The organism is Pseudomonas sp. GW704-F2, assembly GCF_059423025.1.
Window position 1 is genome coordinate 153,676 of sequence record NZ_JBWKXO010000001.1, and the last position, 24,712, is coordinate 178,387.

The window sequence follows — 24,712 nt, forward strand, 5'->3', positions numbered from 1 at the left end:
AAGCTATGAAACGGATCCTTCTCGGTACTCTCTTCACCGTCGTTTCCCTCAACGCAATGGCTGAATCACCCGGTGGCCCGAACTGCGGTTGGGGCAACATGCTGTTCGAAGGCCAGCGCGGCACGCCGGCGCACTTCCTGGCGTCCACCACCAACGGCACCTCGGGCAACGCTACCTTCGGCATGACCTCGGGCACCAACGGTTGCAGCACCAACAGCGCCCTGACCTACGGCGGCAAATCGTGGATTGCCATGAATGGCATGATGAACGAGCTGTCCGAAGACATGGCCAAAGGCAATGGCGAAGCGCTGACCACCTATGCCGTGGTACTGGGCGTTGCACCGGAAGATCGCGAGCACTTTTCTGCCGTGACCCACGAACACTTCCAGCAAATCTTCAGCAAGGCCGACGTGACCGCTGAGGATGTCCACAACAACACCCTGGCTGTACTGAAAAGTGATGCCCGCCTGGCGAAATACGCAACCCAGGCTTAAGCTCGAGCCGCCCGCGCCCTCCAAGGCGCGGGTCTTATTTTTGGACCCGCCTCCCCGCTTGGGTCTCACTTTTTCCGACTTAAGTTGCCCCTATGCTCAAACGCCTTGCCTGGATGGCACTCTTCGCCTGCGCCCCGTTGTATGCGGCGCCGCATCTTGATGATCAACGTTTGCAGCAATTGGCCAACGATCCGTTCTGGTTGTCCTTGGGCCATTACGAAGCCGGCAAAGTCAGTGGCTGGCGCAGCTATGTCAGCGACAAAAAATTCTTCCTCGCCGCCGATGGCGCCCATCACCCGGATGCCGAACTCAAGGCCACCGTCGACGCGCTCTACGCGCCGGCCAGCCTGGGTGAAAAACATGCGCAATGCGTTTACCCCGCACGTACCCGCTGGCTCAAGGACCGGTTGCAACTGACCGACCTGCCCGCCGTGGGCTGCAACGAATTCAAGCAATGGTTCAAGGACGTCGCGCCCCATAGCGCGGTGATGATCTTCCCGGCGGCCTACCTCAACAGCCCTTCATCGATGTTCGGCCACACCCTGCTGCGCATCGACCAGGCTGACGTGCAGAGCAACAACACCGCGCTGCTCAGCTATGCGATCAACTTCGGCGCGTACATCGAAGGCTCGGACAACAGCATCCTCTACGCCTGGAAAGGCCTGATGGGCGGCTACCCCGGCCTGTTCGCCCTGGTGCCCTACCAGGAAAAACTCTCCGAATACCGCAGCCTGGAGAACCGCGACCTGTGGGAATACCGCCTGAACCTGACCCAGGTCGAGACCGAGCGCATGGTCGAGCACGTGTGGGAACTCAAGCAGATCCAGTTCGACTACTTCTTCTTCGACGAAAACTGCTCCTACCGCCTGTTGGAGTTGCTGCAAGTGGCCCGCCCCGGCCTGCGCCTGACCGAGCAATTCCCGCTCACTGCAATCCCCACCGACACGGTCAAGGCCGTGAAAGATGCCGGCCTGGTCGAGAAGATCGACTATCGCCCGTCCCGTGAGCGCGAGTTGCTGGAACGCGCCAAACCGCTGGACAGCGACGAGCAGCAATGGGTGCTGAAAGTCAGCGACGACCAGAAACAACTGCAGGCGCCCGCGTTTAAAGCGTTGCCGCGCGAGCGCCAGGCGCTGATCATCGACGCCGCCTACCGCCTCGGCCGCTACCGCGCCAATGGCCTGGAGCGCGACACCGAACGCTCCCAACGCAGCTTCGAACTGCTGCGTGCAATCAACCAGAACCCCGCGCCCGACCTGAAGATCACGCCCCCAGGCCTGCCGGAAACCGGCCATGAATCACGCACCTGGCAAGCCGGCATCGGCACGCGTGGCGACAAAGCCTTCGGCGAATACGGCCTGCGCATGGCCTACCACGACCTCAACGACAACGCCGAAGGCTTCCCCCTCGGCGCGCAGATCGAGATCCTGCAAATGAAACTGCGCCAGTACGAAGGCAACCACTGGCAACTGCAGCAACTGGACCTGGCCACCATCCGCTCCCTGACTCCGCGCAACGCGTTGCTGCAACCCTGGTCATGGCAAGTCACCGGTGGCCTGGAACGCGTGCCGGGCAAACACGACGATGAAACCCTGGTCGCCCACGTCAACGGCGGCGCCGGCGGCACCTGGCAACTGCGCGACGACATGCTCGGCTTCGCCCTCGGCACCGTGCGCGTGGAACACAACAACGACTTCAGCGAAGCCATCTCCCCCGCTGCCGGTTTCAACACCGGCGTACTGTGGAAAAACCCGCTGGGCAACCTGAGCCTGGAAGCCAAGGGAGATTTCTTCACCAATGGCGAAGTACGGCGCAGCATCAGCCTGAACCAGCAGTGGGAATTGTCGCGCAACCTCGGCCTGCGCCTGAGCGCCCAGCGCGAGTACAGCCACTTGTCGACGCCGGTGAATGAGGTAATGCTTGAGATGAAGTGGTATCACTATTGACCAACGCCCAACCAGAATCAGGAGTTCACTCAACATGGCCGTTACCTGCACCACCCTTGAAGAAGTCCGAAGCAACATCGACCGCCTCGACCAGCAAATCGTCAGCCTGTTGGCCGAACGCGGCCACTACGTTTCCCAGGCGGCACGCTTCAAAAAAGACACCGACGGAGTCAAGGCACCACAGCGCGTCGAACAGGTGATCAGCAAAGTGCGCAATCTGTCCCAAACGGTCGGCGCCAATCCCGACGTCACCGAACAGGTGTACCGCGCGATGATTGCGGCGTTTATCCAGCAAGAATTGGCTGAGCATGCTGCGCTGGCCAGCCATCAGACGACATAGCACCCAACACCTTTCTCACCCCCCTTTCACATCCCCCCGACGAATCCCCTTCTAAACTTCCCCTATCAGCCGTGAAACGGCCAGGGAGCAAGTAATGTGGCGGTATGCAGTAATGCTGTGTGCGGTGCTGGGGTTGTCGGGTTGCCAATCGACCCATCAGGAGTTGCTGGCCAAGGGTTATCCACCGGCGTTTGCCGATGGCTTCGATGACGGTTGCAGCAGTGGTCGCCAGGCAGCGGGGGTGATCACCGGGGAGTTTCGTAAGAATGTGCCGCGTTATCTGAAAGACCGCGTATACGCCGAAGGCTGGGAAGATGGCTTTCGCCAGTGCAAGGCCATGCGCGAAAACGAAGGGTTGCGCGACTACAAAGATCGTCACTGGGACGAGCGCGAGCGCGCCTGGCAGCAGGAGAAGGATCGCGACGCAGCCAAGGCTTATCGCTCGCAATAGGTCGCTTTCAGACATTCGTCGAAACTTAAGTGCGGCGAACATGGCCCAAACGCTATAGAGGGAGCCTGTCATGAGCCGAGCTTTTGTGAATGAAGACAGCGCCGCCGCCCAGGCCGACCCACCGGTCGAGCGTCAGGTCAGCGAGCAACCCAATCGCCTCACCGCGCGCGGGTTGGCGCAGTTACAGGCCAAGGTCGCGCAGTTGCAGCAGGAATACAGCGTCGAATCCGCCAAGGGCGAACAGGCCGACAAACAGCGCCAGGCCGACCTTGAGCGGGATTTGCGTTACTTCAACCAGCGGCTACAGAGTGCCCAGGTGGTGGCGCCAGCCGTGTCCACCGACAAGGTGCAGATCGGCAGTTGGGTGACCTTTGCCAATGAGCAGGACGAGCAACAACGCATTCAGTTGGTCGGTGAAGACCAGGCCGATGCCGGTGCGGGCCTGATCAACTGGGGTTCGCCCCTGGGTCGGGCGCTGCTCGGGGCCCGGGTGGGCGACGAGGTGCTGTGGCAGCGCCCCGTCGGCGATCAGTTGATCGAAGTGCTGCGCATCGAGGCCGAGACCTAGACGATGCCTTGGGCCAGCATCGCGTCGGCGACTTTGACGAAGCCGGCGATATTCGCGCCTTTCACGTAGTTGATCCGGCCGTTTTCCTCACCGTAATGCACGCACGCGTGGTGAATCGACTGCATGATGTTGTGCAGTTTGCTGTCCACCTCACCGGCGGTCCACAGCAGGCGCATGGCGTTCTGCGACATTTCCAGGCCACTCACCGCCACGCCGCCAGCGTTGGACGCCTTGCCCGGGGCGAACAGAATGCCTGCGTCGATAAAGATATCCACAGCCTCCAGGGTGGTCGGCATGTTGGCGCCTTCGGCCACGCAGAGGCAGCCGTTGCGCAACAGGGCGCGGGCAGCGTCGGCGTCGAGTTCGTTCTGGGTGGCGCATGGCAGCGCGATGTCGCACGCCAGTTCCCACGGGGTTTTACCGGCGCGGAACTCCAGGCCGTAACGGGCCGCCAGTTCGCTGATGCGACCGCGCTGGACGTTTTTCAGCTCCAGCAGCGCCGACCATTGCTCCTCCGTCAACCCGTTTTCGGCGTACAGGGTGCCTTCGGAGTCGGACAACGAAATCACCTTGCCGCCCAGGTCCATGACCTTGCGCGCCGCGTATTGCGCCACGTTGCCGGAGCCGGAGACCGCCACGCGCTTGCCCTCGACCCGCAGGCCATCGCGCTTGAGCATTTCTTCAGCGAAGTACACGCAACCGAAACCGGTGGCTTCGGGGCGGATCAAGCTGCCGCCGTAGGTCATGCCTTTGCCGGTCAGCACGGAGGTGAACTGGTTGCTCAGGCGCTTGTACTGGCCGAACAGGAAGCCGATCTCGCGGGCGCCCACACCGATATCGCCGGCCGGGACGTCCACGTCGGCGCCGATATGGCGGTACAACTCGCTCATGAACGCCTGGCAGAAGCGCATCACTTCGGCGTCGCTCTTGCCCTTGGGGTCGAAGTCCGAGCCGCCTTTGCCGCCGCCCATGGGCAACGAGGTCAGGGAGTTTTTGAAGGTCTGTTCGAAGGCGAGGAATTTCAATACGCCCAGGTTGACCGACGGGTGAAAGCGCAGGCCGCCCTTGTACGGGCCGATGGCACTGTTCATCTGGATACGGAAACCGCGGTTGACCTGAACCTTGCCGTGATCATCGACCCACGACACCCGGAAAGTAATCGCACGTTCCGGCTCGCAGATGCGCTCCAGGATGCCCGAGGTCAGGTAGTGAGGATTGGCTTCAAGAAACGGCCACAGGCTGCGTAGGACTTCTTCTACGGCCTGATGGAATTCCGGCTGGTCGGGGTCGCGTTTCTTCAGGCGGGCAAGGAAGGATTCAACGGATTCGATCATGAAAAGTCTCGGCAAATTTATTGTCGTTAAGGGCGATTGAGCCGGACTTTATCAATTCATGTCGCACCGCGACAGGGCAAAATGTCGCCTTTGTGAATTTAAATGGTGCATTTGATATAAATAAACCTGAAAAACAGGCATTTATCGCACCTAAAAGGGGATTTCAAAACGGCGCCATGCACCAACTGAAAAACCGCTATCGGGGGCAAGCCCCCTCCCACATTTGATCGATGTTCGTCAGGAAGCAATGGGCAAAAAAAACGGAGCCCGAAGGCTCCGCTTTTTCCAAACCGACCCGAATCAGGCCAGTTTCTTGTGCCGTACACGGTGCGGCTGGGCAGCGGCTTCGCCCAGGCGTTTCTTGCGATCCGCTTCGTACTCGGTGTAGTTACCTTCGAAGAACACCGCCTGCGAGTCATCTTCATACGCGAGGATGTGGGTCGCGACGCGGTCGAGGAACCACCGATCGTGAGAGATCACAATGGCGGCGCCCGGGAAGTCCAGCAGGGCTTCTTCCAGGGAACGCAGGGTTTCAACGTCGAGGTCGTTGGACGGTTCGTCGAGCAGCAGGACGTTGCCACCCTCTTTCAGGGTCAGGGCCAGGTGCAAGCGACCACGCTCACCACCGGACAGGTCCTTGACGAACTTCTGCTGGTCGCCACCCTTGAAGTTGAAACGGCCGACGTAGGTGCGCGACGGGATTTCATAGTTGCCGATACGGATCTGGTCGGAACCGTCGGAAATCTGCTGAAACACAGTTTTGCTGCCGTCGAGGTCTTCGCGGCTTTGGTCCACGCAGGCCAGTTGCACGGTTTCACCGACTTCGATGGTGCCCGAGTCCGGGGTTTCCTTGCCCATCAGCATGCGGAACAGTGTGGATTTACCCGCACCGTTACCGCCGATAACGCCGACGATCGCGCCTTTTGGCATGGAGAACGACAGGTTGTCGATCAACACGCGGTCGCCATAGCCTTTGGACACGTTCTTGAATTCGATGACCTTGTCACCCAGGCGCGGACCGGCCGGGATGTAGATCTCGTTGGTTTCGCTGCGCTTCTGGAATTCCTGCGACTGCATTTCTTCAAAGCGTTGCAGACGTGCCTTGGATTTGGACTGGCGGGCCTTGGCGCCTTTGCGCACCCACTCCAGTTCTTCCTTCATGGCTTTTTCGTGGGCCGATTGCTGCTTGGATTCGGCGGCCAGACGGTCGGACTTGGCTTCGAGCCAACCGGAGTAGTTGCCCTCGTAAGGGATGCCGGCGCCACGGTCGAGTTCGAGAATCCAGCCGGCGACGTTGTCCAGGAAGTACCGGTCGTGCGTGATCGCAACCACGGTGCCCGGGAAGTCGTGAAGGAAATGTTCCAGCCAGGCGACGGAATCAGCGTCCAAGTGGTTGGTCGGTTCGTCGAGCAGCAGCATGTCGGGAGCCGACAGCAGCAGGCGGCACAGGGCCACACGGCGCTTCTCACCACCGGACAGGTGTTCGACCTTGGCGTCCCACGCCGGCAGGCGCAGCGCATCGGCGGCGACTTCCAGCTGGCGATCGAGGTTGTGACCGTCGCCAGCCTGCAGGATGGCTTCGAGCTTGGCCTGTTCGGCGGCCAGCTTGTCGAAGTCAGCATCCGGTTCGGCGTAGGCGGCGTAGACTTCGTCCAGGCGGGCCTGGGCGTCCTTGATCACGCTGACGGCTTCTTCGACCACTTCGCGCACGGTCTTGGCCGGGTCCAGGATCGGTTCTTGCGGCAGGTAGCCGATGTTCAGATCGGGCATCGGGCGGGCTTCGCCTTCGAACTCGGTATCGACGCCGGCCATGATTTTCAACAGGGTGGATTTACCCGAACCGTTGAGGCCGAGCACGCCGATCTTGGCGCCGGGGAAAAAAGACAGCGAAATGTTTTTCAGGATTTCCCGCTTCGGCGGAACAACTTTGCCCAGCCGATGCATGGTGAAGACGTATTGAGCCATGGTGAACCTAGCGTCAGTGACTGATGAATTGAGCGGGCGAAGCCCGTGCCAGACCATGCGCCGCGCGGGCCGTTGACCTTGATCAATGCCTGCGAGCGGAAAAAGCCTGATTGTCTGGGGCTGGAACGCCCCCGCGTAACCGGCAAAGCTACCTGAATGCGCCAGGGCAGTCCAGCCAGGCAGGACTGGCACTTTGCCACAAGTCAAGGCATGCTAGCCGCCCTCCGGGCGCCCGGCTTATAGTGCATGTCGCGCGCCAGTCCAGCCAAACCGCAGGATCACAGTTTGTCCAACGTCACGCCGCCTACTCCCCTGCGCGCCGCTCACATAGCGCCGGGAGCGCCCCTGCACGGCACCCTCAAAGGCGCATTGGCGACGCTTGTCCTCATGTTGCTCGCGTTATTGTTCTGGCAACTGCTCGACCAACTGCAGCAGAACCAGAAAAACCAGCAGCAATACACCATCGACTACAGCGCCGACCTGGCGGAACAGATCAGCCTGAACATGGCCCTGAGCGCACAGATCGCGCTGAATCTGTTGCCGATGGTCGAGCCGCCGCGCAACGACGAACAGCAACAGGCGTTGATGCTCAGCTTGCAACGCTCTCTGCCGGAACTGCGCAGCTTCGCGCTGCTCGCCCCCAGCGGCGCGATGATCCGCGACACGGCCAAAGACAGCCAGGACAGCGACTTCCTCGAGGAACTGGTCAAGCGCAGCCATTCCCAGCCCTACTACCTGAGCAACGACAACAACGGCACCATCATCTATCTGCTGCTGCATCAGCCCAGTGGCGATTCGAAAATGTACTGGGCGCTGCGCCTGGCGCCGAACTACCTGGCCAACCTTACCCGCCAGGATGGCCAGGGCCAGCGGCCGATGTGGGCCGTCGAGAATCGCCTGAACCACCACGTGGTCAGCCGTGACAGCGGCATGCCAACACAGTTGGCCGCCGCCCTGACCCCGGACGAGTTGAAAAAAAGCGTGCTGGTCACGCCACTGAGCAAAAGCGACTGGCAACTGCGCGGCCTCTTCGACCGTAACGCCGTGCTGGAACAATTGCTGCCGGCGTTTATCGGCAAGTGCCTGCTGGGCCTGGCCTTCTCGTTGGTGCCGGTGATCGTGCTGTTGAATATGCGCCGCCGCCAGCGCCAGGTGAACGAAGGTCGGCGGCGTTATCAGGATATTTTCGAAGGCACCGGCGTGGCCCTGTGCGTGCTTGACCTGTCGGGGCTCAACGCGTTCTTCGACAAGGCCAAGATCCGCACGCGCGAGCAATTGCACGGGTGGCTGCAGGGCAACCCCGAAGCGCGTCGCCAGTTGCTCAAGGAATTGCGCGTCACCGAGGTCAACCAGGTGGCGGTGCGCCTGTTGAACGTCAGCTCGTGCGAGCAAGCCTGGGAACGCTTGATCGATGACTGCCCACGCAACGCCACGGCCATCGGCTATCAGGTGCTCGAGGCGGTGCTGACCCAACAGAACCAGTTGGAACTGGAAATCCAGCTCAACGATGTGCTCGGCAACAACCAATACCTGTGGCTGGTGATGCGCCTGCCGGAACAGCGCGACGACTTCAAGGCGGTGATCCTCAGCATCAGCGACATCACCAGCCGCAAGCTGATCGAACTGTCGCTGGTGGAGCGCGAAAGTTTCTGGTCGGACGTGGTGCGAACCGTGCCCGATCACCTGTATGTGCAGGATGTGATCAGCCAGCGGATGATTTTCAGCAACCACCACCTGGGCCACACCCTCGGCTATAACAAGGCCGAATTGCAGCAAATGGGCGAGTACTTCTGGGAAATCCTGCTGCACCCCGAGGACGCCGAGCATTACCACGACTTGCGCCAGCAGCAGCGCCAGGCCGGTTATTCGAGCCAACTGCAATGCCAGTTGCGCTTTCGCCACCGCAACAATCAATGGCGCCGCTTCGATATCCGCGAGCAAGCCCTGGCCGGGGACAAGACCGCGCAGGTCACGCGCATCATCGGCGTGGCCAAGGACATTACCGATCAGATCGAGGCCAGCGAATCCCTGCGTGACAGCGAACAGCGCTACCGCATGCTGGCCGAAAGCATCAGCGACGTGATCTGCTCCACCGACAGCCGCCTCGCCCTCAACTACATCAGCCCCTCGGTCAACGCCGTGCTGGGGTATGACGTGGACTGGGTGTTCAAGAATGGCTGGCAGTCGATCATCGCCAACCCACAGCAATTGGCCGGCATCTACAGCCTGGTCGAGCAAGTCAGCCGGGCCTTGGGCGACGCCGAGGCGCTGGCCAAGCTGCGCGATGACATCCACACCCAACTGTACCTGTTCGACTGCCTGCGCGCCGACGGACGTAAAGTTCCGATCGAGCTGCGCCTGGTGCTGGTGTGGGACGAGCACGGCGCCTTCGAGGGCATCCTCGGCGTCGGCCGCGATATCAGCCAGCAGCGCCGCGCCGAGAAAGACCTGCGCATGGCCGCCACGGTATTCGAGCACTCCACGTCGGCGATCCTGATCACCGACCCGGCCGGCTATATCGTGCAGGCCAACGAGGCGTTCAGCCGCGTCAGTGGCTACGCCGTGGCGGACGTGCTCGACCAGTTGCCGAACATGCTCACCGTCGACGAGCAGCAGGAAGCCCACCTGCGCTATGTGCTCAAGCAGTTGCACCAGCACAGCACCTGGGAAGGCGAAGTGTGGCTTAAGCGCCGCAACGGCGAGCATTACCCGGCCTGGGTCGGCATTACCGCCGTGTTCGACGATGAAGGCGACCTGGCCAGCTACGTCTGCTTCTTCAGCGATATCAGCGAGCGCAAGGCCAGCGAACAGCGCATCCACCGCCTGGCCTATTACGACGCCCTGACCCACCTGCCCAACCGCACGCTGTTCCAGGACCGCCTGCACACCGCGCTGCAGTCGGCCGAACGGCAGAAGTCGTGGGTGGTGCTGATGTTCCTCGACCTCGACCGCTTCAAACCGATCAACGACTCCCTGGGCCACGCCGCCGGCGACCGCATGCTCAAGGAGATGGCTACCCGCCTGCTCGGTTGCGTGGCCGAAGACGACACCGTGGCGCGCATGGGCGGTGACGAGTTCACCCTGCTCCTGCAGCCGCGGATCAGCCGCGAAATGGCGCTGAACCGCGCGATTCACGTGGCCGAGCAAATCCTCGCCAGCCTGGTCAGACCGTTCGTGCTGGAAGGCCGCGAGTTTTTCGTCACCGCAAGTATCGGCATCGCCCTCAGCCCGCAGGACGGCAACGAGCTGAGCCAGTTGATGAAAAACGCCGACACTGCGATGTATCACGCCAAGGAGCGTGGCAAGAACAACTTCCAGTTCTACCAGGCCGACATGAACGCCAGCGCCCTGGAGCGCCTGGAGTTGGAAAGCGACCTGCGCCACGCCCTCGACCAGAACGAATTCGTGCTCTATTACCAGCCGCAATTCAGCGGCGACGGCAAACGCCTGACCGGCGCCGAAGCCTTGCTGCGCTGGCGCCACCCGCGCCGTGGCCTGGTGCCGCCAGGGGACTTCATTCCAGTGCTGGAAGAGTTGGGCCTGGTGGTGGATGTGGGCGACTGGGTGATCAGCGAAGCCTGCCGTCAGCTCAAGAGCTGGCACCAGAACAAGGTGCGGGTGCCGAAAGTCTCGGTGAACATCTCGGCGCGGCAATTCTCCGATGGTCAGTTGGGTGAGCGCATCGCCAGCATCCTCGAGGACACCGGCCTGCCGCCAGCGTGCCTGGAGCTGGAGCTGACCGAAAGTATCCTGATGCGCGAAGTCAACGAAGCCATGCAGATCCTCGCCAGCCTGAAAAACCTCGGCCTGAGCATTGCGGTGGACGACTTCGGCACCGGTTATTCGTCGCTCAACTACCTCAAGCAATTCCCCATCGACGTACTCAAGATCGACCGTACCTTCGTCGACGGCCTGCCGTCCGGCGAGCAGGATGCGCAAATCGCCCGCGCGATCATCGCCATGGCCCACAGCCTCAACCTGGCGGTGATCGCCGAGGGCGTGGAGACCCATGAGCAACTGGACTTCCTGCGCGAGCATGGCTGCGATGAGGTGCAAGGTTATCTGTTCGGGCGGCCGATGCCGCCGAATCGGTTCGCGGCGCAGTTCAGCAATGATGCGCTGTTCATGTTCGACTGAGAGTTTGTGGTGAAGCCGCTGGCCTCATCGGGAGCACGTCGAATCGTCGCACCGCCCCTCCCACACTTCGATTTGTTAATACATTCAAATGTGGGAGGGCGCTTGCTCCCGATGGCAGCGGCACAGTCCCCCCCGCCAGATGAACACCACTTGTCCGCGACATGACGTCCTTTCATATGCCATCTAAAACCCATTAGGTTAGAATGCCTTCCTTTTCTGCCCCCCGATCCTTGAGGACCGCCATGTTCAGCCGTGATTTGACCATTGCCAAGTACGACGCCGATCTCTTCGCCGCCATGGAGCAAGAAGCCGTGCGCCAGGAAGAGCACATTGAGCTGATCGCTTCGGAAAACTACACCAGCCCTGCGGTAATGGAGGCTCAAGGTTCGGTTCTGACCAACAAGTACGCCGAAGGCTACCCAGGCAAGCGCTACTACGGCGGCTGCGAATACGTCGACGTGGTCGAGCAACTGGCCATCGACCGCGCCAAGCAACTGTTCGGCGCCGATTACGCCAACGTCCAGCCACACGCCGGCTCCCAAGCCAACAGCGCCGTGTACCTGGCCCTGCTGCAAGGCGGCGACACCATCCTGGGCATGAGCCTGGCCCACGGCGGTCACCTGACCCACGGCGCCAGCGTTTCGTCCTCCGGCAAGCTGTACAACGCCGTTCAATACGGTATCGATGCCAACGGCCTGATCGACTACGACGAAGTCGAGCGCCTGGCGGTCGAGCACAAGCCAAAAATGATCGTGGCCGGTTTCTCTGCCTACTCGCAGATCCTCGACTTCCCACGTTTCCGCGCCATCGCCGACAAAGTGGGCGCGTACCTGTTCGTCGACATGGCCCACGTGGCCGGTCTGGTCGCCGCTGGCGTCTACCCGAACCCGGTGCCGTTCGCTGACGTGGTCACCACCACCACCCACAAGACCCTGCGCGGTCCGCGTGGCGGCCTGATCCTGGCGCGCGCCAACGCCGAGATCGAGAAGAAGCTCAACTCTGCGGTATTCCCAGGCTCCCAAGGCGGCCCGCTGGAACACGTGATCGCCGCCAAAGCGGTCTGCTTCAAAGAAGCCCTGCAACCTGAGTTCAAGACTTACCAGCAACAAGTGGTGAAAAACGCCAAGGCCATGGCCGAAGTGTTTATCGCACGCGGTTTTGACGTGGTATCCGGTGGGACTGAAAACCACCTGTTCCTGCTGTCGCTGATCAAGCAGGACATCTCCGGTAAAGATGCTGACGCCGCCCTGGGCAAAGCCTTCATCACCGTGAACAAAAACTCCGTGCCGAACGACCCACGTTCGCCGTTCGTCACCTCGGGCCTGCGTTTCGGCACCCCGGCCGTGACCACTCGTGGCTTCAAGGAAGCAGAGTGCAAGGAACTGGCCGGCTGGATCTGCGACATCCTGGCTGACCTGAACAACGACGCCGTGATCGACGCGGTCCGTGAGAAGGTCAAGGCCATCTGCAAAAAGCTGCCGGTGTACGGCGCTTGATTGCAGTTGCTTGAATAAGAAGCCCGGCTCTTGAGCCGGGCTTTTTTATGCAGATCAGGATTTGGAATACCGGCCAATGTGGGAGGGGGCTTGCCCCCGATGGCGGTGGGTCAGTCGACACATGTATGGCTGACACACAGCTATCGGGGGCAAGCCCCCTCCCACATTTTTGATCGCATTTCCAAGTTAGGCTTGATAGACCTTCGCAAAACCCTCGCGAATCTTGTCTTCCGGCAACTCATCGGCAATAAACACGATCACACTCTCCCGCGTTTCGCCCTCGGCCCATTCGGTATCCCAATCGAAACCGTAGAGCTTCAGCACGCCCTGGAACACCATGCGCCGGTCGTCGCCGGCGATGTTCAGCACGCCCTTGTAGCGCAGCAGTTGCTTGCCGTGGTCTTCCAACAACTCGTTCATGAACTCGCTGAGGCGGTCGATATCCAGCGGCTGTTCGGTGCGCAGCACCAGGCTGGAGATGCGGTCGATGGACGGCGCGGTGCTGACCGGGCGCAGGTTCATGCCGGCGTTGAGGTTGAAGCCGCGCACGTCGAGCAGCTCGGCCAGGTCGATGGCGCCGTGGTCGACCACGCGAATCGGCGCGCGGCGGTTGATGCGGGTCAGGCGCTGGCTGAGGGCATCGAAGCTAGCGTCGTCCACCAGGTCGCGCTTGCTCACCAGCAGGCGGTCGGCAAACCCGATCTGTGCCTGGGCGATGGTTTGGGTTAGGTGGTGCTCGGCGTGGGCCGCGTCCACCAGGGTGATGATGCCGTCGAGGATGTAGCGCTCGCGCAGCTCTTCATCGATGAAAAAGGTCTGGGCCACGGGGGCCGGGTCGGCCAGGCCGGTGCATTCGATCACCAGGCGGTCGAAGGCGATTTCGCCGCTGTCCAGGCGCTCCAGCAGCAGGTACAGGGCTTTGGTCAGATCGGTGTGGATGGTGCAGCACACGCAGCCGTTGGACAGGGTCATGACTTGCACGGGCTCGTTGCCCAATAGCTGGGTGTCGATACCGGCGTCGCTGAATTCGTTTTCGATCACGGCGATTTTCAAGCCGTGCTCGGCTTTGAGCAGGTGACGCAGCAACGTGGTCTTGCCGGCGCCGAGGAAGCCACTGAGGACCGTGACGGGAATGGGAGAGGACAAAGACAGTTCTCCTGAAAATGGGGAGGTAAAAACAACTGTAGGAGCGCGCTTGCTCGCGAAGAACGTCAACGATAACCCGTGCTAACTGGATGCACGTGGTGTCCTTGCGTTGTTCGCGAGCAAGCTCGCTCCTACAGGTAAAGCGGTTTTACCAACTTAGCAGCACTTGGGCCCACCCTTGCCGCCGTAACGGGCTTCCTGGCGTTCCCGGAAGAACGTCTTGTAGTCCATCATCGGCTTGTCCGGGTGTTTGGTTTGCATATGCTCGACGTAAGTGTCGTAGTCGGGCATGCCGACCATCAGGCGCGCGGCCTGACCGAGGTATTTACCGAGGCGACTGATGTCATTGAACATGGCTGCAATCCTCGATCATGCGTCCGGTACGGCCTGGAACGGGGCTTCTTTATCCGTGCGCTCTTTGTTGCCCCAGGCGGCGACGCCGACTTTGAGCGCATAGAACAGGATACTGAAGACCACGAACAGGAACAGCGCCGTCAGCGTTGCGTTGGTGTAGGCGTTCCAGATCACATGCTGCATCTGGTCGATGCTCTTGGCCGGGGCGAGGATCTGGCCGTTGGCCAGCGCATCGCTGTACTTCTTCGCCAGCGACAGGAAGCCGATCGCCGGGTTGGCGTCGAACAGCTTGATGAAGCCCGCCGTGGTGGTGCAGATCAGCAGCCAGACGGCCGGCAGCATGGTCACCCAGATGTAGCGTTGGCGCTTCATTTTGATCAGCACGACGGTCGCCAGCATCAGCGCGATACCTGCCAGCATCTGGTTGGAGATACCGAACAGCGGCCACAAGGTGTTGATGCCGCCCAGCGGGTCGATCACGCCTTGATACAACAGGTAACCCCACATCGCCACACAACCGGCGGTCGCGATCAGGTTGGCCGTCCAGGACTCGGTGCGCTTGAGCGCCGGCACGAAGGAGCCCAGCAGGTCCTGCAGCATGAAGCGCCCGGCACGGGTACCGGCGTCGACGGCCGTCAGGATGAACAGCGCTTCGAACAGAATCGCAAAGTGGTACCAGAACGCCATGGTGTTTTCACCCGGCAGCACACTGTGCAGGATCTGCGCGATACCCACCGCGAGCGTCGGCGCACCGCCGGCACGAGCCAGCACGGTGGTTTCGCCGATGTCATGGGCAACGGCCGACAGCGCCTCAGGCGTAATCGCAAAGCCCCAGCTGCTGACGGTTTGAGCGACGGTGACCACGTCCGAGCCGACGATCGCCGCCGGGCTGTTCATGGCGAAGTACACACCCGGCTCGATCACCGAAGCGGCAACCATCGCCATGATGGCCACGAACGACTCCATCAACATGCCGCCATACCCGATGTACCGGGCGTGGCCTTCACTGGCCAGCAACTTCGGCGTGGTGCCCGAAGAGATCAGCGCGTGGAAGCCCGAGACCGCACCGCAGGCAATGGTGATGAACAGGAACGGGAACAGACCGCCCTTCCACACCGGGCCGGTGCCATCGATGAACTGGGTCAGCGCCGGCATTTTCAGGTCGGGCATGGTCACCAGGATACCGATGGCCAAGGCGACGATGGTGCCGATTTTGAGGAAGGTGGACAGGTAGTCACGCGGGGCCAGGATCAGCCACACCGGCAGTACCGCCGCGACGAAACCGTAGCCGATCAACATCCAGGTGATCTGGATGCCGGTGAAACTGAAGACCTTGGCCCAGACCGGGTCGGCGGCAATCTGCCCGCCCAGCCAGATCGAACCGAGCAACAACAGCACGCCGACGATCGAAATCTCACCGATGCGGCCCGGGCGGATGTAGCGCATGTAGATGCCCATGAACATCGCGATCGGGATGGTCGCCATCACCGTGAAGATGCCCCACGGGCTTTCGGCCAGGGCCTTGACCACGATCAGCGCCAGCACCGCGAGGATGATGATCATGATCAGGAAGCAGCCGAACAGCGCGATGGTCCCGGGAATGCGGCCCATCTCTTCGCGGACCATATCCCCCAGGGAACGGCCGTTACGACGGGTAGACAGGAACAGCACCATGAAGTCCTGCACCGCACCGGCCAGTACCACGCCGGCGATCAGCCACAGGGTTCCGGGCAGATAACCCATTTGCGCCGCCAGCACCGGGCCGACCAAGGGGCCAGCACCGGCAATCGCCGCAAAGTGGTGACCGAAAAGGATGTGTTTGTTGGTCGGTACGAAGTCCAGACCGTCGTTATTGACCACTGCGGGGGTGGCCCGTCGTGGATCGAGTTGCATCACGTTATTGGCGATGAACAGACTGTAGTAGCGATAGGCGACCAGATAGATCGCCACTGCTGCGACGACGATCCACAAGGCATTGATCGCCTCGCCGCGGCGCAGGGCCACTACGCCCAGGGCGCACGCACCTACTATGGCCAGTACCAGCCAGGGTAAGTGGCGTAGCAGGCTATTATTATTTTTCATTTTTTGTATTCCAGCCAGGGTGGACAGAAAGGACAACCAGCTCGAGTTTAGCGCTACTGGCCTTAAAGGCCAGCCCCCTACATTGGTCTAGAGCCTTCCCATGGCAAAAAAAGCAGAAATAAAGCCTCAATAATGGCGTAGGGCTACAATCCCTTCATCCACAGAGGGTTTCACCATGACCGAACATGCGTCTGACCGCCGTCGTTTTCGCCGGATTGCCTTTGATGCCAAGACCGAACTCCGGCAGAACGGTCGGAAATGGTCGGTGCAACTGGTGGACTTATCGCTGAAGGGCTTGTTGGTGCAGAAACCGACGCCCTGGCACAGCATCGGCACCGAGTCGTTCGATGTGGATATCCACCTGGACGCCAATACCGATGTGCAGATGCAGGTCAGGCTGACCCATGACCAGAACGGTCACCTGGGGTTTGAATGCGAGCACATCAGTCTGGAATCGATCAGCCATTTGCGCCGCTTGATCGAGTTGAACCTGGGGGATCAGGCAGAACTGGAGCGGCAGTTGGGCGCTTTGCTGGAGCACTGACCACCGGTGGGAGGGGTTTGCGCCCTCCCACAGGTGTACTGCGGTGTTGCGGGCTACTCGAAAAGTGCATCCAACGCCTGCTCCAGCCGCGTCACCGCGATCACCTGCAACCCCGGCGGCGCTTCCTTCGGCGCGTTGCCCTTGGGCACGATCGCGCGCTTGAAGCCGTGTTTGGCCGCTTCCTTCAAACGCTCCTGACCGCTGGGCACCGGGCGCACCTCGCCCGACAGGCCGACTTCGCCGAACACCAGCAGGTCGTGGGGCAGCGGCCGGTTGCGCAGGCTGGACATCACCGCTGCCATCAACGCCAGGTCGGACGCGGTCTCCAGCACCTTGACCCCGCCCACCACGTTAAGGAACACGTCCTGGTCATGGGTCGGGATGCCGCCGTGTCGGTGGAGTACCGCAAGCAGCATTGCCAGGCGGTTCTGGTCCAGGCCCAGGGTCACTCGACGCGGGTTGGCCAAATGGCTGTCGTCCACCAGCGCCTGCACTTCCACCAGCATCGGGCGGGTGCCTTCCCACGTTGCCATCACCACACTACCGGGGACTTCTTCCTGGGCACGGGTCAGAAAAATCGCCGAGGGGTTGGAGACTTCTTTCAGCCCGCGGTCGGTCATGGCGAATACGCCCAGCTCGTTCACCGCACCGAAGCGGTTCTTCACGGCGCGCAGCAAACGCAAACGACCATCGGACTCGCCTTCGAAATACAGCACGGTGTCGACCATGTGCTCCAACACCCGTGGCCCGGCCAGCGCGCCTTCCTTGGTCACGTGACCGACCAGGAAAATCGCCGTGCCGCTCTGCTTGGCATAGCGCACCAGCAGCGCCGCGCTCTCACGCACCTGGGACACGCCGCCCGGGGCCGATTGCAGTTGTTCGGTGAAAATCGTCTGGATCGAGTCGATCACCATGACCTTGGGTTTTTCGATCCGCGCAGTGGCGATGATGCTTTCGATGCAGGTTTCGGTCATCACCCGCAGTTGGTCCTGGGGCAAGCCCAGGCGGCGTGCGCGCATGGCCACTTGTTGCTGGGATTCTTCGCCGGTGACGTACAACGCCGGCATGCGGCTGGCGATGCTGCACAGGGTTTGCAACAGGATGGTCGACTTGCCGATACCTGGGTCGCCGCCGATCAGCACCACCGAACCGTCCACCAGGCCACCGCCCAGCACGCGGTCGAGCTCACCGGACGCGGTGGAGAAACGCGGGACTTCCTCGACGCTGACTTCGGCCAGGGTCTTGATCTGCGCCTGTTGCCCGGTCCAGCCGGCACGGCCGCTGGGGGCCGCGGCGCCGCCGCTTTCGATCATGGTTTCGGTGAGGGTGTTCCACGCCCCGCACTCGGTACACTGGCCGGCCCACTTGGGAAAGGTCGCGCCGCACTCGGTGCAGCCGTACATGCGCTTGGCCTTTGCCATTTGAGAACCTCCAACCGAAAAACCGCGATGATAGCTCAGCGCGGCGCCGGGGTCCGGATTTCACCGCTGGCCAATCGTGAAGCACTGTTGCCGATCGGGTCTTCGGCATTCAGGTCGGCGCCTTTGGCCTTCAATTCGTCGAGCAGTTCGAGACGCTTGAACAGCCCGGCGTACATGGCGGCGGTCTGCCCGGCGCCGTTGCGCTGGTCGGGGTTGCAGTCGGTGGCCAGCAGGCGCTGGGCAATCTTCAGCTCGCCCTTGAAAATCGCGCCCATCAACGCGGTGTTGCCGCGCTTGTCCTGCACACAGGCATCGGCGCCGGCGGCGAGCAGACGCTCAACGTAGGCGCTTTCGCCGTGGTAGGCGGCGAGGATCAGTGCGGTGTAGCCCTTGTCGTCCTGGGTATTGAGGGGGAAGCCGGCGTCGATGAAGGTATCGAGCATGGGCAGGTCGCCGCGACGTGCGGCATCGAAATAGTAGCCTTGCAATTGCGCCTTGAGCGCCGCTGCGTCATTGGGCGCAGGCTGCCCGGCAACCCCGCTCAGCGACCAGCAGGCCAGCAGCGCCCCGATGAAGGTACGCATTGATTCAACTCCTCTACAAAACCCTTGTAGGAGCGAGCTTGCTCGCGAAGATCTGCCAGGCAACACGTACATCCAGGATATACGCGTCATCGTTGACGTTTTTCGCGAGCAAGCTCGCTCCTACAGGGGGGGGTGGGGTTAGTCGGTGAGTTTTTGTGCCAGCGCTTTCACGCGGGCCAGGTCACCTTTGGCGACCTTGGTCACGCCGGCGCCGTATTCCGGGTCGGCTTTATAGAGGAAGGACAGGATGATGTGCTTGCTCTCGTCGTCGGTGGTGGCCAGGGAGCCGCCGAAGTTGTCGATCAAGTCCTGACGTTCTTTCTTGCTGTAGGAGCGATACAGATCACCGGCCTGCTTGAAGTTCTGCTCACGCTGGATCTTCGCCTGCTGGGTACTGCCCGCCAGCGGCGACTGGCTGTAGCGTGCGGTTTGCGGCTCTTCCCGTGGCAGCAGGCGGCTTGGCTGGTAGTTCACGCCGGTGCTGGTCTTGGCGGAATTCATCGCGCCGTCCTGGTTGCCGTTGTTGACGGTGACCCGTGGCGCGTTGATCGGCAGTTGCAGGGCGTTGGCGCCCAGGCGGTACATCTGCGTGTCGGCATAGGAGAACACTCGGCCTTGCAGCAGGCGGTCTTCCGACGGCTCGATGCCTGGCACCAGATTAGCCGGGGCCATGGCCACTTGCTCGGTTTCCTGGAAGACATTGGCCGGGTTGCGGTTCAACACCATCTGCCCGACTTTGCGCTCGGGTATGCCGGGCCAGATCTTGGTGGCGTCCAGCGGGTCGAAATCGAACTTGGCCAGTTCCTCAGGTTTGAGCACCTGCACGTACAAGTCCCACTTGGGGAAGTCGCCCTTGTTGATATGGGTGACCAAGTCATTCGTCATATGGCTGTAGTCACGGCCCTGTACGTCGGTGACTTGCTTGGGATCAAGATTCTTGATGCCTTGCAGGCTCTTCCAGTGGAACTTGACGTAATGCACTTCGCCCTTGGCGTTGATCAACTTGTAGGCATGTACGCCGTTGCCGTCCATTTCGCGGTAACTGGCCGGCGTGCCGGAGTCGGAGTACAGCTCGGTCAGGGTGCGGGTGGCTTCGGGAACATGGGAGAAGAAGTCGAAACGACGCGAGTCATCATCCAGGTTAGTGCGCGGGTCGGGTTTGAAGGCATGGACCATGTCCGGGAACTTGATGGCGTCTCGGATAAAGAACGTCGGGAAGTTGTTGCCGACCAGGTCCCAGTTGCCGTCGGCGGTGTAGAACTTGGTGGCGAAGCCGCGAGGGTCGCGCAGGGTTTCCGGGGAGTGATTGCCGTGTACCACCGCCGAGAACCGCACGAATACCGGGGTTGCCTCACCGGCGGCGAAAACTTTGGCCTTGGTCAGGTCGCTGAGGTTATCGGTGACGGTAAACGTGCCGTGAGCGCCGGTGCCACGGGCATGTACCACGCGCTCGGGGATGCGTTCGCGGTCAAAGCGTTGCAGCTTCTGAATCAGTTGCACATCTTGCAGCAGCACCGGGCCGTTGGCGCCCGCGGTTTGCGAGTTCTGGTTGTCGCCGACGGCGGCACCATTGTCGCGGGTCAGATTGGCAGCTTGCACAGACAGGGAAAGCAGGCTGACGGTTGCCAGCACCAGCGCATGTCGCGCCAGAACGGGCGCGCGGCTCATTGGGTTGTTCATCGAGGTTTCCTCTGGTTTTTTTAATGCACATTCAGTTGTGCTTGCCAGAGGCTAGTGACCCGCGAGTCAGAAGATAAATAGAAAAACCCCAACGGGTCGATTGAGAAAATAATCTGGTAACTCACTGAAATCGCGGGTATTTCGCGCGCGATTGATGGCACTTTGCAAACTATTTGCGATTTAATGTGTCGATAAAAACCGACAGTGTTAACAGTTGTGTCAGGCAAGCCCGCTACGACTGACTTACACTGACTTCCACCCTTCTCATCTGTAACAAGGAATAACCTATGGGCGTGATCAGTGAGTTCAAGGCCTTCGCGGTCAAAGGTAATGTGGTCGACATGGCCGTCGGGATTATCATCGGCGCCGCCTTCGGCAAAATTGTTTCCTCGTTTGTAGGCGACGTGGTGATGCCACCGATCGGTCTGTTGATCGGCGGTGTGGACTTCGCTGATCTGGCGGTGACGCTCAAGGCTGCGCAGGGTGATGTCCCGGCGGTCGTGCTGGCCTACGGCAAGTTCATCCAGAGCGTGATCGACTTCCTGATCGTCGCGTTTGCGATCTTCATGGGGGTGAAGGCCATCAACCGCCTGAAGCGCGAAGAAGCCGTGGCCCCCAGCCTGCCGCCGACGCCGAGCAAGGAAGAAGTGTTGCTGGGTGAGATCCGCGATCTGCTCAAGGCACAGAACGACAAACCGCAATAAGCCGTATCGGTTTGAACGAAGGCGCCTCCAGGGGCGCCTTTTTTGTTACCAGTAGTTCTCCACCGCCACCTGGCCGGGGCGCCGGGACAGGCTCAATTGCATATCGCGTTGTTTGAGCAACTGACGGGTGTCGTCGATCATCTGCGGGTTGCCGCAAATCATCACGCGCGAATGCTCTGGGGTCAGCGCGACGCCGGCTGCGCGCTCCAGCTCGCCATTCGCGATCAGGGTGGTAATGCGCCCGTGCAGCGCACCGGGGTGCTGCTCGCGGGTGACCAGCGGCAGATAGGTCAGCTTGTGGGCGTACTCGGCCAGGTACTCACGCTGCGCCAGCCCCTGGATCAGCGACTGATAGGCCAGCTCCCTGGCTTCCCGGGCGCTGTACACGAGGATGATGCGCTCGAATTTTTCCCAGACCTCGAAGTCCTGCAGGATCGACAGGAACGGCGCCACTCCGGTGCCGGTGCCCAGCAACCATAAGTCACGACCATCGACAAACCGGTTCAGGGTCAGGAAGCCTGTGGCCTGACGCTCGACCATCAACGTATCGCCGACGCGCAGACGGCTCAGCTCGCTGGTGAACTCGCCACCGGGCACCACGATCGAGAAAAAATCCAGGTACTCATCAAACGGCGACGACACCACGGAGTACGCGCGCCATACCGTGCTGCCATCGGCCTTGGTCACCCCCAGGCGCACGAACTGGCCGGCGGTGAACCGAAAGCCCGGGTCACGGGTGGTGCGCAGGGTGAAGAGGCTGGGGGTCAGCGATTGCACGTCGAGCAGGGTCTGGCGGGTAAATTTCTCAGCACTGGCCGTCATGGGGAGCTCCGTTCTACAGGTGCCCTAGTGTCCCCCAAAGTCACGTGCGGAAACACCCGTAGTCGGTAGTGGCATTGTGAATAGAGCAAAAACCCCACAAGTTGATGGCTATTTAATTGCACTGCTAAACATTTGGCTATTAGTCCAAGACACATCACAACATCGCCCCATAGTGCGATTGTCAGTGACGCACTACAGACGCTAAAACCCACTAAAAAAGGGCAAAACTTCGCAAAAAGTTGCGGACGGAAGTTGCACACCTGCTTAAAGAGTCTTAGAACACGACGAACAAGAACGAAAATTTCCGCTGCAAGTGTAGTCCATGTCCTACACTAATTTGCGTGCAACATTGGGGGCCAGGACGTACCCAAGTCACAAAGAACTCCATGGAGATTTTCCGATGGTCAACTGGCGCAATACACGACTCCCTAAACTGGAAGGCGAGGACAAGATCACCAGTGTATTTGAAATGGTAATCAACAAAACCTACGAGCTTGGCTTCCAATTCTGTTCCTTCACGATGAGTTCACAACGACCCACACACCCATGCAAACCGATTTGCCTCAACAACTACCCAAATGAATGGAACTCCCTGTACGACCAGGCCCACTTTTTCGACGTAGACCCGGTTGTCACCCACTGCAAACGTTGCGTATTACCGATCGTCTGGGAGGAAAAAGTGTTCGGCGCCGCGCCGAATTTTTGGGAACTGGCCCGGTCCTCTGGCGTGCATCTGGGGTGGACCCAGGCGGTCCACGATTTCTAGGGCGTGTTCAGCATGCTGACCCTGGGACGCAGCAAGGGCGAGGTCAGCCCGGAAGAGCTGTACGAAAAGGCCGGCCAGGTATTGTGGCTCTGTCATGCGATGCATGCGGTGGTCGCACAGAAATATGCCGACAAGCCCAACGCGCCTTCGGCCTGCAAATTGACACCACGGGAGACAGAAATCCTCAAATGGTCAGCCCTGGGCAAAACGGCTGCCGATATCGCCGCCATACTGTGCCTGTCGGAACGCACCATTGGTTTTCATCTCAAAAGCATCTTCACCAAAATGGGCGTCAATAACAAAATCGCTGCGGTGCTCTGTGCCTCGAAAGCAGGCTTGTTTTAACCCGCTTTGAAACACCGCATGTAATCACTCCAAAAAAAAAGTAACATTTACGGCCAACTCTGAGTGTTGACGCAGCCCCTCGGTGCCGCCTCGTAGTTCACTCAGACGGTTCCGCCGGCCGCCACAGCGCCTGCCGAACACCCATCGATTACCCAGAGCCTCCCCCGCCATGCCCCTGCTCGAAAGCCCGTTCGCCCAGCTCGATCTGATCCGCCAACCCGAGCAGCACAATGATCCGCTGCAGGCCTTCGACGCCGCCGACGAGTATCTGCTCAGCTACCTGGCCGAACAGCAACCGAACGCCGCAACTCGCGTGCTGGTGCTTAACGATAGCTTTGGCGCATTGGCCGCCAGCCTTGAGGGCCATGTGCAGGTGACATCCAGCGGCGACTCGTTTCTCGCCGCCCAAGGCCTGGAAAAAAACCTGCTGCGCAACGGCAAGGCGTTCGATGCGGTGTCGTTCATCCCCGCCAGCCAAGTGCCTGTCGGGCCATTCGACCGGGTGCTGATCCGCGTACCGAAAACCCTGGCGCTGCTCGAAGAACAGTTGATCCGCCTGCAGGGCCAACTGGCGCCGGGCGCTGAAGTTATCGCCGCAGCGATGGTCAAGCATCTGCCACGGGCCGCCGGTGAATTGCTGGAGCAGTACATCGGGCCGATGCACGCGTCCCTCGCGGTCAAAAAGGCGCGGCTGTTGATCGCCACCGTTGGGGAGCGCCCGGCCGCCGTCTCGCCCTACCCCACCCGTTACGCCTTGGACACTCCAGCCATCGCCCTGCTCAACCACGCCAACGTGTTCTGCCGCGAAAGCCTGGACATCGGCACCCGCGCCTTCCTGCCACACTTGCCCACGGGCCTTGGCAGTGCGCGAGTCGCCGACCTGGGTTGCGGCAATGGCGTACTGGCGATCGCCAGCGCCCTGCAGAACCCGGACGCGCATTACACCTTGGTGGACGAGTCCTACATGGCCGTGCAATCGGCCGCCGAGAATTGGCAAGCGGCCCTGGGTGATCGCGAGGTCATCGTCCGCGCCGACGATGGCCTGGCCGGGCAGGCACCGCAATCGTTGGATGTGGTGCTGTGCAATCCACCGTTCCACCAGCAGCAGGTGGTCGGCGACTTCCTCGCCTGGCGCATGTTCCAGCAGGCGCGCGAAGCGTTGGTGGTCGGCGGCGCCCTCTATATAGTCGGCAACCGTCACCTGGGTTATCACAGCAAGTTGGCGCGGCTGTTCCGGGGCGTCGAGCAAGTGGCCGCCACGCCCAAATTCGTCATTCTCAAAGCGCGCAAATAAAAAAAGACCCCGCCCCTCCAAAGAGGGGCAGGGTCAAAAAACCGTGCCGCAAGGCAACGGGATGGGATGTCAGTGCGTGGTCAGGCCGGCCGCGCTCATGAACAGGCGCATCAGGCTGGCCACGATGAACAGGGCCAGCACGCTGCCGCTCCAGATCATCGCCAACCAACCAAGGCGCCGCCACAGCGGTTGCTTCTCAGCCTGTTCAATCTCGTGCAACGAAGGTTTGCCGGACATGA

General features: G+C 60.9%; 20 protein-coding genes and 1 pseudogene. 11 read left to right on the plus strand and 10 right to left on the minus strand.

Annotation, left to right across the window (positions count from 1 at the left end):
* Positions 1-5 precede the first annotated feature (5 nt).
* The 5 genes from AC07W0_RS00700 to AC07W0_RS00720 all read left to right on the plus strand — a co-directional run bounded on the left by AC07W0_RS00700 (position 6) and on the right by AC07W0_RS00720 (position 3,799).
* Positions 6-494 carry a DUF3015 domain-containing protein gene (locus AC07W0_RS00700; protein WP_017847319.1) on the plus strand — a complete coding sequence of 163 codons (489 nt, stop codon included), beginning with the start codon at positions 6-8 and terminating at the stop codon, positions 492-494.
* Positions 495-586: 92 nt separating this feature from the next.
* Entirely contained in the window at positions 587-2,440 is a 1,854-nt protein-coding gene (locus AC07W0_RS00705; RefSeq protein ID WP_046381989.1) for an Lnb N-terminal periplasmic domain-containing protein, read from the plus strand.
* Between the two features lie 34 nt (positions 2,441-2,474).
* Positions 2,475-2,780 carry a chorismate mutase gene (locus AC07W0_RS00710; protein WP_079444759.1) on the plus strand — a complete coding sequence of 102 codons (306 nt, stop codon included), beginning with the start codon at positions 2,475-2,477 and terminating at the stop codon, positions 2,778-2,780.
* 94 nt (positions 2,781-2,874) lie between these two features.
* Positions 2,875-3,231 (plus strand): hypothetical protein, encoded by a 357-nt coding sequence (locus AC07W0_RS00715; RefSeq protein WP_102616969.1) that lies wholly within the window; start codon positions 2,875-2,877, stop codon positions 3,229-3,231.
* A 70-nt stretch (positions 3,232-3,301) separates the two neighbouring features.
* Positions 3,302-3,799 carry a GreA/GreB family elongation factor gene (locus AC07W0_RS00720; RefSeq protein WP_017848264.1) on the plus strand — a complete coding sequence of 166 codons (498 nt, stop codon included), beginning with the start codon at positions 3,302-3,304 and terminating at the stop codon, positions 3,797-3,799.
* Here AC07W0_RS00720 and gdhA read toward each other — a convergent pair.
* On the minus strand, positions 3,796-5,133 hold the full coding sequence (gene gdhA / locus AC07W0_RS00725) for an NADP-specific glutamate dehydrogenase (protein ID WP_017848265.1): 1,338 nt from the start codon (positions 5,131-5,133) through the stop codon (positions 3,796-3,798). The genes AC07W0_RS00720 and gdhA overlap by 4 nt on opposite strands.
* Positions 5,134-5,433: 300 nt before the next feature.
* A complete protein-coding gene (ettA, locus tag AC07W0_RS00730; protein ID WP_017848266.1) occupies positions 5,434-7,098 on the minus strand; it encodes an energy-dependent translational throttle protein EttA in 1,665 nt (554 codons plus the stop codon).
* A 285-nt stretch (positions 7,099-7,383) separates the two neighbouring features.
* Between ettA and AC07W0_RS00735 the strand changes: the two genes are divergently transcribed.
* Both AC07W0_RS00735 and glyA read left to right on the plus strand, forming a co-directional pair.
* Positions 7,384-11,235, plus strand: coding sequence for a sensor domain-containing protein (locus AC07W0_RS00735; protein ID WP_102616970.1), 3,852 nt, complete (start codon positions 7,384-7,386; stop codon positions 11,233-11,235).
* Between the two features lie 242 nt (positions 11,236-11,477).
* A complete protein-coding gene (gene glyA / locus AC07W0_RS00740) occupies positions 11,478-12,731 on the plus strand; it encodes a serine hydroxymethyltransferase (RefSeq protein ID WP_017848268.1) in 1,254 nt (417 codons plus the stop codon).
* 186 nt (positions 12,732-12,917) lie between these two features.
* On the opposite strand, the gene yjiA is transcribed toward glyA, so the two are convergent.
* The 3 genes from yjiA to AC07W0_RS00755 all read right to left on the minus strand — a co-directional run bounded on the left by yjiA (position 12,918) and on the right by AC07W0_RS00755 (position 16,313).
* Entirely contained in the window at positions 12,918-13,877 is a 960-nt protein-coding gene (yjiA, locus tag AC07W0_RS00745; RefSeq protein WP_102616971.1) for a GTPase, read from the minus strand.
* A 156-nt stretch (positions 13,878-14,033) separates the two neighbouring features.
* Positions 14,034-14,231, minus strand: a complete 198-nt coding sequence (locus AC07W0_RS00750) for a YbdD/YjiX family protein (protein WP_017737420.1) — start codon at positions 14,229-14,231, stop codon at positions 14,034-14,036.
* A 15-nt stretch (positions 14,232-14,246) separates the two neighbouring features.
* Positions 14,247-16,313 carry a carbon starvation CstA family protein gene (locus tag AC07W0_RS00755; RefSeq protein WP_017848270.1) on the minus strand — a complete coding sequence of 689 codons (2,067 nt, stop codon included), beginning with the start codon at positions 16,311-16,313 and terminating at the stop codon, positions 14,247-14,249.
* A 175-nt stretch (positions 16,314-16,488) separates the two neighbouring features.
* Here AC07W0_RS00755 and AC07W0_RS00760 point away from each other — a divergent pair, with 175 nt between their 5' ends.
* Positions 16,489-16,857, plus strand: a complete 369-nt coding sequence (locus tag AC07W0_RS00760) for a PilZ domain-containing protein (RefSeq protein WP_017848271.1) — start codon at positions 16,489-16,491, stop codon at positions 16,855-16,857.
* Positions 16,858-16,910: 53 nt separating this feature from the next.
* On the opposite strand, the gene radA is transcribed toward AC07W0_RS00760, so the two are convergent.
* The 3 genes from radA to katB all read right to left on the minus strand — a co-directional run bounded on the left by radA (position 16,911) and on the right by katB (position 20,542).
* Positions 16,911-18,278 carry a DNA repair protein RadA gene (gene radA, locus AC07W0_RS00765; RefSeq protein WP_017848272.1) on the minus strand — a complete coding sequence of 456 codons (1,368 nt, stop codon included), beginning with the start codon at positions 18,276-18,278 and terminating at the stop codon, positions 16,911-16,913.
* A gap of 35 nt (positions 18,279-18,313) precedes the next feature.
* The gene (locus AC07W0_RS00770) at positions 18,314-18,862 is read right to left on the minus strand and encodes an ankyrin repeat domain-containing protein (protein WP_046381982.1); all 549 of its coding nucleotides are present in this window, start codon (positions 18,860-18,862) and stop codon (positions 18,314-18,316) included.
* A 138-nt stretch (positions 18,863-19,000) separates the two neighbouring features.
* Positions 19,001-20,542 carry a catalase KatB gene (katB, locus tag AC07W0_RS00775; RefSeq protein WP_017848274.1) on the minus strand — a complete coding sequence of 514 codons (1,542 nt, stop codon included), beginning with the start codon at positions 20,540-20,542 and terminating at the stop codon, positions 19,001-19,003.
* Between the two features lie 287 nt (positions 20,543-20,829).
* On the opposite strand from katB, the gene mscL reads away from it, so the two are divergent.
* Positions 20,830-21,246, plus strand: coding sequence for a large-conductance mechanosensitive channel protein MscL (mscL, locus tag AC07W0_RS00780; RefSeq protein ID WP_017848275.1), 417 nt, complete (start codon positions 20,830-20,832; stop codon positions 21,244-21,246).
* 45 nt (positions 21,247-21,291) lie between these two features.
* On the opposite strand, the gene AC07W0_RS00785 is transcribed toward mscL, so the two are convergent.
* Complete coding sequence (locus AC07W0_RS00785; RefSeq protein ID WP_046381980.1) at positions 21,292-22,068, minus strand: ferredoxin--NADP reductase; 777 nt, start codon at positions 22,066-22,068, stop codon at positions 21,292-21,294.
* Positions 22,069-22,468: 400 nt separating this feature from the next.
* Here AC07W0_RS00785 and AC07W0_RS00790 point away from each other — a divergent pair.
* Both AC07W0_RS00790 and AC07W0_RS00795 read left to right on the plus strand, forming a co-directional pair.
* A pseudogene (locus AC07W0_RS00790) lies at positions 22,469-23,179 on the plus strand (helix-turn-helix transcriptional regulator).
* Between the two features lie 169 nt (positions 23,180-23,348).
* Positions 23,349-24,473 carry a methyltransferase gene (locus AC07W0_RS00795; protein ID WP_102616972.1) on the plus strand — a complete coding sequence of 375 codons (1,125 nt, stop codon included), beginning with the start codon at positions 23,349-23,351 and terminating at the stop codon, positions 24,471-24,473.
* Between the two features lie 69 nt (positions 24,474-24,542).
* On the opposite strand, the gene AC07W0_RS00800 is transcribed toward AC07W0_RS00795, so the two are convergent.
* The gene (locus AC07W0_RS00800; protein ID WP_017848279.1) at positions 24,543-24,710 is read right to left on the minus strand and encodes a DUF2474 domain-containing protein; all 168 of its coding nucleotides are present in this window, start codon (positions 24,708-24,710) and stop codon (positions 24,543-24,545) included.
* Positions 24,711-24,712: the final 2 nt, after the last annotated feature.